Here is a 12,206-nt window from a genome sequence, read left to right on the forward strand (position 1 = left end):
CATGTGCCGAGCACGCATGCGCAGAGGCTGCCCGCGCAGCTAGGCTTGCATTCGTGCCAACAGAAACGCCCCCGCTCCCACCGTTCCGCTCGCTTGACTGGCCACGTCGCACCGAACGCCTGACGATTCGTCCAGCGGAGCTCACCGACGCAGAGGCAATCTGGCAACACCGCCAGCTCCCCGACGTCGGCAAGTGGCTCGGCTGGCACCCCATCGACCACGCCGACTGGATCGCGACGTACCCTGAGAAGTACCTCGACAACCTCGTCGTTGAGCTCGACGGTCGCATCGTCGGCGACATCATGTTGAAGGCCGGCGACGGCTGGGGCCAGCGCGAGGTTCGCGACGGCGCCGCGGGTGTGCAAGCAGAGCTTGGCTGGACGTTCCACCCCGATGCCGGGGGCCGTGGCTACGCGACAGAGGCTGTGCGAGCGGTGATCGAGCTCTGTTTCACCGATCTCGGGCTCCGCCGTATCGAGGCCGGCGCGTTCGCGGAAAACGAGCCCTCGTGGCGCCTCATGGAGCGCGTCGGGATGCGACGTGAATCGTACTCCGTACGCGACTCTCTGCACCGCGACCTCGGCTGGATCGACGGCGTCACCTATGCGCTGCTCGCCGACGAGTGGGTATCGCAGGCCTGACCGCGCCCAGAAAGGACCCGCATGGCCACGCCAGCCGAGCCCCCCGCTACCCGCGCGCTCTCGAGCGGGGCGCCGACGACCCTCCAGGCGCTGCGCTCCCCCAGGCTCCTCCTCCGCGAGGCCCTCGCGGGTCTCGTTGTCGCGCTCGCGCTGATCCCTGAGGCGATCGCATTCTCAGTCATCGCTGGAGTTGACCCGAAGGTCGGGCTGTTCTCTTCCTTCGTGATGGCGGTCTCGATCGCGTTTCTCGGCGGCAGGCCCGCGATGATTACCGCGGCAACCGGTGCCGTCGCTCTCGTCATCGCCCCGGTCATGCGCGACTACGGCTTCGACTACTTCATCGCCACGGTCCTCCTCGCGGGCGCCCTGCAGATCGTGCTCGCCGTGCTCGGCGTCGCAAAGCTCATGCGGTTCATCCCGCGCAGCGTCATGGTCGGCTTCGTGAACGCACTCGCGCTACTCGTCTTTGGCGCCCAGATTCCCGAGCTCATCGGGGTCCCATGGGCCGTCTACCCGCTGGTGGCCGCCGGGATCCTCATTATGGTCCTCATGCCGAAGATCACGAGGGCAGTGCCGGCGCCGCTCGTGTCCGTGATCCTGATCACCGCTGCCGCCGTCACGTTCGCAATCAACGTGCCGACGGTCGGCGACAAGGGCGACCTTCCCGCCAGCCTCCCCGAGTTCTTCTTCCCGAGCGTTCCGCTCACCTGGGAGACCCTCAGCATCATCGGGCCGTTCGCCCTCGGGATGGCGCTCGTCGGCCTCATGGAATCACTGCTCACCGCAAAGCTCGTCGACGACATCACCGATACCCCCTCGAACAAGACGCGGGAGACCTGGGCGCAGGGCGTCGCGAATATGCTCGCGGGAATGTTTGGCGGGATGGGCGGCTGCGCGGTTGTCGGCCAGACCATGATCAACGTCAAGGTGTCTGGCGCCCGCACCCGCATCTCGACGTTCCTTGCTGGCGCGTTCCTGCTGATCCTGATCCTCGTTCTTGGCGACCTTGTGTCGCTGATCCCGATGGCGGCGCTCGTTGCCGTGATGATTATGGTGTCGGTTGCCGCGTTCGATTGGCATTCGATCGCGCCGAGCACACTCCGGCGGCTCCCGAAGAGCGAGACGTTCGTGATGGTGGCGACGGTTGCCGTCGTGCTTGCAACGCACAACCTCGCGATCGGCGTCATCGCCGGCGTGGTCGTCGCGGCGGTACTGTTCGTGCGCCGGGTAGCGCACGTCGTCGCCGTCGAGCGGGTGCCCAGCGAGGGGGCGGTAACCTACCGCGTCACCGGCGAGCTCTTCTTCGCATCGAGCAACGACCTCACAACAATGTTTGACTACACCGGCGACCCGGCCCGCGTCATCGTCGACATGACAGACGCACACGTCTGGGACGCGTCATCGGTTGCCGCGCTCGACGCGATCACGACGAAGTACGCGCGGCGCGGCACCACCGTCGAACTTGTCGGCATGAATGCGGCGACGCGCACCCTGCACGAGCGCCTCTCGGGTGGGCTCGGGGTGGAGTAGCGGCAGGGCTACGCCGCGACCCGAACCGGGCAGGCGATCTGGCCGCTCAACCGCCACACCAGCGCTACCCCGGTGAGCACCAGCGCGGCGACGGCGAGGATGGGCTGCAGCGGCGCAAACCAGGTGATTGCGCCGGAGTAGCCAAGAGCCAGGAGCGCGATCTTGTTGCAGACGGGGCAACCGACTGCAAACCAGCTCAGCACCCCACCCGCAATCCCCATCCGCGTGGCCTTGCGCTCCGCCGGGGCCTCCTCCTCAGCGAGCGCACCCTGCGCCGCGGGTCGCATGTAGGTTGCCGCGAGGAGGCCAGCGCCGATGGCTGTCAGGATCCAGACCGGGTAGTTCCACCACACTGTCGCGATCTCCCGCGAGAACCAGGGGTTCGGGATGATCACGGTCGCGACCCCGATGAGCGCCGCAAACCCGACTGCGACGAGGACGGCGACACGATACTGTCGTGGCCCCCACAGCTTCAGCGCCCGCGCCGCGAGCGTCAGGCGTTCCTGAGCAGCCTGTGGTGTCCAAGCCATGTGTGCCCCTCCTCGGACGTCGGTTTCGCGCCAGTGCCGCCGGCGGCGGCGGCGGCTCAAGGGTGCCCCAGCGCCCTTGGCATCGCTCACAAATCGGGAGCGCTCCCTGCCACCTTAGGGCCCCGCGCCACCCCGGGCCTGGGAAACCCCGGGCCCGGTCGCCTCACAGGCTGAACCAGGGCATGTTTAGCCAGTGGAGAACAGCGCTCGCCCAGCGCGCTACCCTCCCCGTACCCTGGATTGCAGAGAGGGAGGCACGGGAGACAACCCTCACCGGCCGCACACTATGAGCACAGTAGAGATCACCAAGGACAACCTCGAGCAGACGATTTCGGCGGGCGGCATCGTGCTGCTCGATTTCTGGGCGGCCTGGTGCGGCCCGTGCCGGTCGTTCGCTCCCGTCTTCGAGACCGCGTCAGAAGAGAACAGCGACATCGTGTTTGGCAAGATCGACACGGAGGCCGAGCAAGAGCTCGCGGGGATGTTCGGCATCACCTCGATCCCGACGATCATGGCGTTCCGCGACGGCATCAACGTCTTTGCCCAGGCGGGCGCCCTCCCCGCGCCGACGCTCACGCAGCTCATCGACGCGGTTCGCGGGCTCGATATGGACGAGGTGCGCACCCAGCTCGCGCAGGCCGAGAACGCAGCGGCCGCCGGAAACGAGTCGGCCGCCGAGTAGCCGTCCGCGGGCCGGGCCCTGCCCGGTTGCCCCGGATGTGCCCGGTCGCGGGCGCGTACGCACAGTTCGTGCGTTGCGCCCGCGACCGGGCTTGCTTAGTTCTGGATCGCGCCCCGCGCTGCACCCGCTGCCGAAACGGCGGGGAGAGCGGCATCGGCGGCACCGGCACCCACATCGACACCGGCTGCGGCATCGGCAGCCGCACTCGGCTCCATCCCAAGCCCGCGCCGCCTGCGCCGCGCGAGCAGTCGTGTGCCGATGAGACCGTGCCGCGGGCTGAACAGGTAGACGAGCGCGAACACGGCTCCCTGCGCGAGCACGACCATGCCGCCCGAGGCCGCGTCGAGGTAGTAGCTGAAGTACAGCCCGACGACGGCGCAGAGCGCTGAGATCGCGGGGGCGATGATGAGCATGCGAGAAAACCTGTCGGTGAGCAAGTACGCCGTCGCGCCCGGGATGATGAGCATCGCGACAACGAGCACCACGCCGACGGCCTGCAGCGCGACGACCGATGTGAGCGCAAGCAGCCCGAGCAGGGTGGCGCCGAGCAGGCGCGGGTTCAGTCCGATCGCGTGCGCGTGGGTCGGGTCGAACGCGAACAGAGTGAAGTCGCGACGCTTCGCGATGAGCACGGCGAAGGTGATCGCGCCAAGGATCACGATCTGCACGAGCTCGCCCTGCGAGACGCCGAGCAGGTTGCCAAAGATGATGTGATTCAGGTCGGTCTGCGAGGGAGTGACGGAGATGAGCACGAGCCCGAGGGCGAAGAGGGTGGTGAACACGATCCCGATCGCCGCATCCTCCTTCACCCTGCTCGTGTCGCGAACGGCCCCGATCAGCGCAACGGCGAGGAACCCGAAGAGCACCGCGCCGAGCGCGAACGGCGCCCCCGCGATGTAGGCGAGCACAACGCCGGGCAAGACGGCGTGCGACACGGCGTCGCCCATGAGTGACCACCCGATGAGGACGAGCCAGCACGACAGGACCGCGCAGACGATCGATGCGATGAGCGTCGTCGCGAGCGCGCGCGTCATGAAGTCGTAGCTCAGGGGTTCGAGGAAGAAATCGACGAGGTTCACTTGGTTTCGCTCCGATCGAGGACGTCGAGGCCGAAGGCCATGGCGAGGTTTTCTGGGCGCAGCACCTCTTCGGGCGGGCCGTGCATGAGCACGCGGCGCATGAGCAGGATCGCCTCGTCTGCGAGGCTCGGCAGCGCGTGCAGGTCGTGGGTCGAGACGAGCACGGTCGCGCCCTCGTCCGCGAGTTCGCGCAGCAGGCGCGTGATCGTCGCTTCGGAGCGCTTATCGACGCCGGCAAACGGCTCGTCGAGCAGCAGCGTTGTAGCGCCCTGTGCAATCCCGCGCGCAACGAACGTGCGCTTCTTCTGCCCGCCGGAGAGCTGGCCGATCTGCCGATCCGCGTACTCCGTGAGCTCGACCCGCTCGAGCGCGTGGTCGACCGCGCGATGATCTTCCGCCCGCGGCCTGCGCGTGAGTCCCATCTTCCCGTAGCGACCCGTCATGACCACGTCGCGCACCGAGAGCGGAAACCCCCAGTCGACGTCCTCGCTCTGCGGCACGTACCCGACCGTGCCCGTCTTGCGCACCCGAGCGGGGCTTTGGCCGTTGATGAGCACCGAACCCCGATCAGGGCGGACCATCCCCATGATGGTCTTGAAGAGTGTCGACTTGCCCGAGCCGTTCATGCCGACGAGCCCGCAGACGCGGCCGCGCTCGAGCGTGAGCGACGCACCGTTCAGGGCGAGCACCTCACCGTAGTGCACGGTGACGTCGTCGACCAGGATCGCCGGGGCGCTCACTTGCGCGCCCCCGAGAGCGCCGCGACGATTGCATCCGCGTCGTGCCTGATGAGATCGAGGTACGTGGGTACGGGACCGTCAGGCTCGGACAGGGAATCGACGTAGAGCACGTCGCCGAGTACCGCGTCGGTCGCTTCCTCCACCTGCCGCATGGGCGCATCAGACACGGTCGACTCGCAGAACACGGCGGGAACGTTGTTCTCGCGCACGAACTCGATCGCCGACGCGATCTGCTTCGGTGTCGCCTGCTGCTCGGCGTTCACGGCCCAGATGTACTTCTCCGTGAGGCCCGCGTCGCGCGCAAGGTACGAGAACGCACCCTCGCAGCTCACGAGCGCCCGCTCGTTGTTGGGCAGCACATCGAGCGAGGCGACGAGCTCGTCCTGCACGGTTTGCAACGTCTGCTTGTAAGCCTCGGCGTTGGCCCGGTAGTCGCTCTCGTTCTCGGGGTCGATGTCGACGAAAGCGTCGGCCATGTTGTCGACGTAGATCTGCACGTTCAGCGGGCTCATCCAGGCATGGGGGTTCGGCATGCCACTGTAGGCGTCCTCGCGGATGTCGATCGCTTCGATGCCCTCACTCACCACGGCGTGGGGCACGTCGAGGTCGCTCACGAACTGCTCGAACCAGGCTTCGAGCCCCATCCCGTTGTCAAGGATGAGGTCGGCCTCGCTTGCCTTGCGGATGTCGCCCGGAGTTGGCTCGTAGCCGTGGATCTCGGCGCCCACCTTGGTGATCGACTCGACGCGCAGGTGCTCCCCCGCGACGTTTTCGGCGATGTCGGCAAGCACTGTGAACGTCGTGAGTACGACGGGGCGATCGTCGGCTTCGCCGGTTGGGTTGCTGCTGGTGCCGCTGGCGCCGCTAGCGCCCGTGGTCGGGCTCGCGCAGCCAGCGAGCAGGAACGTGGCGGCCGTCGACACCGCAGCGGCTGCGAGGGTGGCACGCACGGATGGGCGAGTGCTGAATGGCATGGGCAAGTGGTTCCTCCGAGAGCTGTGACTTCGAACCCCAGCATCCTCGACGCTAGGTTTGGTATTCACAACTATAGACTTCGGGTAGCCGAACTTACAAAGCCTGGCGCCCGAACCCCGTCTTTGTGCGCGGCCAACAACGATCGCCGCACTCGCCTTCTCCCATGCCGACACTCAGTCTTCGATAGCACCGGAAATGGCAAGGGCCGCGCTCCGATGAATCGGATCGCGGCCCTCACTACATGCTGAGACTGTTACCAGTTCCTATGCGCCTGTCAGAACGGGCCCGGGGCTTGGCTCCGATTGAGGCTTTCCGGTGGCCTCGGCTTCCCCTTCCCCTACTATCGGGACGGGCGCCTTCCTCACGCGCTGGTTTACCCAGTCGGCGGCGCGACGCCAAGTACGGTCGCGAATGAAGATCATGTCGCCGAGGATCATCATGAGCGAGAACCACGGCAACGCGAGGAGGATCGCGATTGACGCATGCATCCCCGTGACGAGCACCAGACCGACGATCCGGCTCCAGCGATTGAGCAGCAGCACGGGGAACAGCAGCTGACCGTAAACGCTGAGCCATGAGGCGATAAACACGGCGGGCGTAACCTGCCAGGCAAGGTGGTTGAGCCACGGCACCAGAGTGAGTTCTTCGACCTGCAGCGGATAGTACGAGGCAACGCCCGACACCCAGGTTGCGCCCTGCAACTTCCAGAGCGCACTCGTGACATAGATGACGCAGAGCTGATACCCGATCAGCACAACCGCGACGTTGTTGCTCAGCACCGGGAACCACTCCGGTACGCGCCACCTACCGAAGCCCAGAGGCCGCGCTGCCACGCCCCGGCGGGCCTCGCGTTTCGCGCGGCGACGAGCGTCAAGTGACCAGCGGTACGAGGTGTCGGCGAACAACAAGAAGATGATGAAGAGCCGGAAGGTCTGGTAGTGCCCGGTGTTCGTCACTACCGGGTCAAGCGTCGTGAACCCCAGCCAGAGCGCAACAAATAGCGGCGACACGACCCGCATCCGCCAGCCCAGCGCGTAGGCTGCCGCGACTGCCATCAGCACGATGATTTTGGCGAGAATGAGCGGGTCTGGATCGGTGCGGGAGAAGAGCGCCGTGATTGGCCAGAAGTACGAATGCACCGACGAGTCGCGGAACATCGCAGCCCCCCACTGCGACCCGTGCCCGAAGGTGTATGAAAAGTTCGGCAGGTACAGAGCAAGAATTGCGACCGTCGAAGCACCGAGTCCGATGCGCAGCAGGGCGAGGCCGTAAGTCGCGTGTCTACTCTCAAGGAACCAGTTCATGAGGCGCTCCCATGTGTTTGATATCGCACTCGCCATGATCATTCCCCCTCCGCTTCGTCGATGGTGGCTGCGGCCTCGAGTTCCGCTTCCACACCTGCCTTGTCAGCCCAGGCCTGAAAGCTCCGCGCGAACGCTTCCCTGTCCTGCCCGGGCCACTCCATAGCCGGCACCCAACCCATGTCCGTATATTTGCTTGGCGGCCGCTTGGCCTCAGGGTCGTGACGGTCAGTCCAACGAACTACTGGGTCATAGACCGCCCGCACCTGCACGGCCTTGACCTCCCCCTTGTCGCCCCACATCGCGTGGGCAACCTGAGTCGCGTACGAGGCCGTATAGTTTGTCGCACGAATGAACGACCGAACTTCAGCGCTGTTCGAATCATCAGCAGCCACCAGCGCATCCCGAAGACCGTACAGTTCTTCTCCGGCGAGGTGGTTCTCCGCCGCGACACGCTGCTGCGCCTCGCTCAGGCCCCGGTAGCTCGTCATCAGACGCTCTGCTCCGACAACTGAGAGCTGTTTCCGCAGTGTGCGGCGGTACGGCTCTGCAAGCTCCACCGCTGAAGCATTCACCCACTCTGACCGGACGCGTTCGCCATCTTCCAATTCGACCCATGCTCGAACCCACAGCTGGCGATCGGTGTCGACCGGGTCAGGGGCAAAGATCTTGTAGTCCTGCACGAGGTAGGGGCGCACATACTGATCTGCGGTCGCCCCGGGTAAGACTTGATACTTGAGGTCAGAATAAGGCGTGTTGTAGACCGCCGTGAAGAACATGTGAACGGCCAACAAAGCAACAGCCCCGATGGCAACGACTCGCGCCGATTTGGGGAGCTTCTTACGTTGCGCTGAGCTCACGCCTCGTGAATTGCTAACTCTTGGCTGATCCGAAGTTTTCAAATTGCACGCTCTTTCTTCCCTGAAAGTTCGACTGGTTTCACCGTAGCGCAAAAGCGCAACGCGGCGACCCGGTATTTCTACTCGGATCGCCGCGCTGCGCTGCGCTATGGCTTAGGCTTCACTGCTTGGCACGTTTCCACGGGCCCTCGCCCGCGAAGTCAGTGTCAGTGTGATGCCTGCTGCCAACAGCACCGCCGTGAGGATTCCGAAGCCGAGCATGTCGGCCCCACCGGTAGCGGACAGCGGGTGTCCCTTACCGTTTACCCCGGGCTTCACGCCTGGCTTACCGCCAGGCTGGTTGCCCGGATCGGAACCCGGATCAACAGCTGGGTCTGCCCCTGGGTCAGCACCCGGATCAGTGCCCGGATCGGTACCTGGGTCGGTACCAGGGTCGGTACCAGGATCCGTACCTGGGTCGGTGCCCGGATCCGTACCCGGATCAGTGCCCGGATCGGTACCTGGGTCGGTGCCCGGATCCGTACCCGGATCGGTACCTGGGTCGGTGCCCGGATCGGTACCTGGGTCGGTGCCCGGATCAACCCTTGGGTCTTCGCCGGGGTCGCTACCTGGATCGGTGCCAGGATCGGCGCCCGGATCAGTACCAGGATCGGTACCGGGGTCCGCACCCGGATCGGTGCCCGGGTCCGTACCAGGATCGGTGCCCGGATCAGTACCCGGATCTACACCGGGATCGGTGCCCGGATCCGTACCCGGATCGGTGCCCGGATCAGTACCCGGATCGGTGCCCGGGTCCGTACCAGGATCGGTGCCTGGGTCTACACCAGGATCGGCACCGGGGTCCGTACCCGGATCAGTACCCGGATCGGTGCCCGGATCAGTACCCGGATCGGTGCCCGGGTCCGTACCCGGATCGGTGCCTGGGTCTACACCAGGATCGGCACCGGGGTCCGTACCCGGATCAGTACCCGGATCGGTGCCCGGATCAGTACCCGGATCGGTGCCCGGGTCCGTACCCGGATCGGTGCCTGGGTCTACACCAGGATCGGCACCGGGGTCCGTACCCGGATCAGTACCCGGATCGGTGCCCGGATCAGTACCAGGGTCCGTGCCCGGGTCCGTGCCCGGATCAGTACCAGGGTCCGTGCCCGGGTCCGTGCCCGGATCAGTACCAGGGTCCGTGCCCGGATCAGTACCCGGATCGGTGCCCGGGTCAGTACCCGGATCTACACCCGGGTCCGTGCCCGGATCAGTACCAGGGTCCGTACCCGGTTCAGTGCCCGGTTCAGTACCGGGATCAGTGCCCGGGTCGGTACCCGGATCTACACCAGGATCGGTGCCAGGATCGGCGCCCGGATCAGTACCAGGGTCTGTGCCCGGATCTGCACCCGGGTCCGTGCCCGGTTCAGTACCAGGGTCCGTGCCCGGATCAGTACCGGGGTCCGTGCCCGGATCGGTGCCCGGATCAGTACCAGGGTCTGTGCCCGGATCTGCACCCGGATCAGTACCAGGGTCCGTGCCCGGATCAGTACCCGGATCGGTACCCGGGTCCGTGCCCGGTTCAGTACCGGGGTCCGTACCCGGATCTACACCCGGATCAGTACCGGGGTCCGTGCCCGGATCAGCACCAGGGTCCGTGCCCGGATCAGTACCCGGATCGGTACCCGGGTCCGTGCCCGGATCAGTACCAGGGTCCGTACCCGGATCAGCACCAGGGTCCGTGCCCGGATCAGTACCCGGGTCAGTACCGGGATCGGTGCCCGGATCCGTTCCCGGATCGGTACCCGGATCAGTGCCAGGATCCGCTACCGGATCAGTACCAGGGTCCGTGCCCGGATCAGTACCCGGGTCAGTACCCGGATCGGTACCCGGATCTACACCAGGATCGGTGCCCGGATCAGTGCCAGGGTCCGTACCCGGATCAGTACCAGGGTCTGCACCCGGGTCGACACCGGGATCTGTGCCGGGCTCAGTACCCGGCTCCTCTGCCAGCGCCTTCACCGTGGACGAACCAAGCTGAAGCGCAACTGCACCATTTGTGCCAACGTTTGGCAAGAGACTCACATTCAATGCGCGAACGGTGAACGAGCCAGGCCCGAGATCGCCGCCACTTTCGTTAAAGGGCGCCATGGTCGGCTGGTGGTTGATCGTGATGTTCGCGACGTTTCGGAGCACGGGGCCTAGTCCATCAGTGAGAACACTGCTGACCACAGGCGAAACAGCACCGTGCACCAACGGCTGCAGATTGTCGATAACCCCATCAAGCACGCCATTCAGGACACCGCCGATGCTCGTCACAACCCCAGACAACGCATCAGCGATGGGCTGAACGACGGTCCCAACGGACACCCCAGCAATGCGGATTTGGCTCACGTCGATGACAGGGGCCGTGTGACCTGCTGCGCCAGTAAAACCACCAAGTGTGCCCCGAATAGTGACCGGAGCGTTAACTACAAGAGGAATGCTCACCTGGACTGAGACGTTGAGATTAACGCTGTAGAGCCCCTCAGTTACCGTGTCAACAATCTTAGACACTGCAGAGTTTGGCCCGTTGCCTGTGAGTGCGTCGGTCACACCGTCAAGGATTGCATTTACAGTATCGCCGTGAAGCACCTCAGTGTTTGCCGGCAGCGTGCTGAGGCTTGTTGCCCCGCTTCGATCCACGACAAGAGAGGCGAGGTCGACCCTGATTGCTCCCGTGCTCAGGTCAACGATGACACTGTTGTCAGTGTTCGCGAGGGGCTCCTGGAGGAGCTTCTGTCGGACAGTATCAAGCAGTGGGGCTGTGTCAATAGAAGCATCGTTCAGAGACGCGTTGACCAGCGGGAGGGCCCCGATGGTCCGCACGAGACCACCCAGAATCGATTCGATCCCACCGCCCGGACCGAGCAGATCCTGAATCGGCTGAAGAGCAGTACCGAGGGTGGTGTTCACCGTGTTCACGACTCCGCCGACAGCCGGACTGTGCACATCGAGCTTGAGGTCGGTCAGCATGTACTCGCTACCGACTGCGCCGGCGTCTGAGGTTGCCTGTGACCCCAAGGCTCCGATCTGGATGGAGGCTTCATCAAGCAGCGCATTTCGCACCTGATCGCCGAGCAGCTGGCTGAGCAGCTGGCTCGCGTCAAGCTTGGCGAAACCATACTCGCCACTGTTCGCCACGTCAATGTTCAGCGAACCATCGGAGTTGATGAGACCCGATGACGCGACAGACTTCGTCGAGCTTGGTGAAGCGCTGTAGCTCGCAATCGCACCGAGGTTTCCAAGTTCAAGGAGCCCAGGGGCTGATGACGATGGCTTGATCAGCGGGAGCGCAAGCGTTCCGAGGTTGATGCTCCCAAGCCCGTTCAGCACGCTTACGTTGAGCGGGTCGGAGACTGGGCCAGCTGTGGCCGGAAACTCCGACTTTGTGTAGGCCGCTCCAACGACGTCAATGCCCAGGCCCTCGAGCGCGAGCCAGTGACCGTGCGCCGCAGAGTCCGCAGCCGTCGTGTAGTCATCGGCGAAGGCCGCCGTACTTCCAAATATTGCCGGTCCGGCCACCATTGCGGCGGCCGTGAGGATCGCGACCGGTCGCGCTCGCGACGGCCCCCTCCCGACTGGTTGTCTGAGTTCCATACTGTTCGCTCCCTTGTTTCCTCAACAGCGGCTCAAGCCAGCAGCTGCTCGGCAACGCGTTGCGGCGTCACACGAGAAAGCTGCGTCAGCCTTCGTGAGCATATGTCGGGCTCTCAGGGTTCTTCCAGCAAACTCCGTAGTACTGACTCCCGGTCAGAAAACTACTGAAATCCAATGTTAAATACATGAGGTGGCTGTTGAAGATCCGCACATATTGAGTACTCTCAGCTTTGGGGGGATACTTTTTGCA

The 12,206-nt window shown here is 64.9% G+C and carries 10 protein-coding genes; 3 read left to right on the forward strand and 7 right to left on the reverse strand.

What is annotated here, in order from left to right; translation table 11 throughout:
- Window positions 1-53 precede the first annotated feature (53 nt).
- Both FB468_RS07590 and FB468_RS07595 read left to right on the forward strand, forming a co-directional pair.
- A complete protein-coding gene (locus FB468_RS07590) occupies window positions 54-641 on the forward strand; it encodes a GNAT family N-acetyltransferase (RefSeq protein WP_246055801.1) in 588 nt (195 codons plus the stop codon).
- Between the two features lie 21 nt (window positions 642-662).
- The gene (locus FB468_RS07595) at window positions 663-2,171 is read left to right on the forward strand and encodes a SulP family inorganic anion transporter (protein ID WP_141886805.1); all 1,509 of its coding nucleotides are present in this window, start codon (window positions 663-665) and stop codon (window positions 2,169-2,171) included.
- Between the two features lie 8 nt (window positions 2,172-2,179).
- Here FB468_RS07595 and FB468_RS07600 read toward each other — a convergent pair whose 3' ends face one another.
- Window positions 2,180-2,701 carry a hypothetical protein gene (locus FB468_RS07600; RefSeq protein ID WP_141886806.1) on the reverse strand — a complete coding sequence of 174 codons (522 nt, stop codon included), beginning with the start codon at window positions 2,699-2,701 and terminating at the stop codon, window positions 2,180-2,182.
- 286 nt (window positions 2,702-2,987) lie between these two features.
- Here FB468_RS07600 and trxA point away from each other — a divergent pair, with 286 nt between their 5' ends.
- Window positions 2,988-3,383 (forward strand): thioredoxin, encoded by a 396-nt coding sequence (gene trxA, locus FB468_RS07605; protein ID WP_141886807.1) that lies wholly within the window; start codon window positions 2,988-2,990, stop codon window positions 3,381-3,383.
- Between the two features lie 95 nt (window positions 3,384-3,478).
- Here trxA and FB468_RS07610 read toward each other — a convergent pair whose 3' ends face one another.
- The 6 genes from FB468_RS07610 to FB468_RS17240 form a co-directional block, all read right to left on the reverse strand.
- A complete protein-coding gene (locus tag FB468_RS07610) occupies window positions 3,479-4,462 on the reverse strand; it encodes a metal ABC transporter permease (protein WP_141886808.1) in 984 nt (327 codons plus the stop codon).
- Entirely contained in the window at window positions 4,459-5,202 is a 744-nt protein-coding gene (locus FB468_RS07615; RefSeq protein WP_141886809.1) for a metal ABC transporter ATP-binding protein, read from the reverse strand. Before FB468_RS07615 ends, FB468_RS07610 begins: the two co-directional genes overlap by 4 nt.
- On the reverse strand, window positions 5,199-6,176 hold the full coding sequence (locus FB468_RS07620) for a metal ABC transporter substrate-binding protein (protein ID WP_141886810.1): 978 nt from the start codon (window positions 6,174-6,176) through the stop codon (window positions 5,199-5,201). Before FB468_RS07620 ends, FB468_RS07615 begins: the two co-directional genes overlap by 4 nt.
- A gap of 264 nt (window positions 6,177-6,440) precedes the next feature.
- The gene (locus FB468_RS07625) at window positions 6,441-7,481 is read right to left on the reverse strand and encodes an HTTM domain-containing protein (protein ID WP_170219659.1); all 1,041 of its coding nucleotides are present in this window, start codon (window positions 7,479-7,481) and stop codon (window positions 6,441-6,443) included.
- A 38-nt stretch (window positions 7,482-7,519) separates the two neighbouring features.
- Window positions 7,520-8,338, reverse strand: coding sequence for a DUF5819 family protein (locus FB468_RS07630; protein WP_141886812.1), 819 nt, complete (start codon window positions 8,336-8,338; stop codon window positions 7,520-7,522).
- Window positions 8,339-8,491: 153 nt separating this feature from the next.
- Window positions 8,492-11,956: a choice-of-anchor G family protein gene (locus FB468_RS17240; RefSeq protein WP_211359101.1), complete on the reverse strand. Its 3,465-nt coding sequence runs from the start codon at window positions 11,954-11,956 to the stop codon at window positions 8,492-8,494.
- Window positions 11,957-12,206 lie beyond the last annotated feature (250 nt).

This window comes from Leucobacter komagatae (assembly GCF_006716085.1).
Lineage (GTDB): Bacteria > Actinomycetota > Actinomycetes > Actinomycetales > Microbacteriaceae > Leucobacter > Leucobacter komagatae.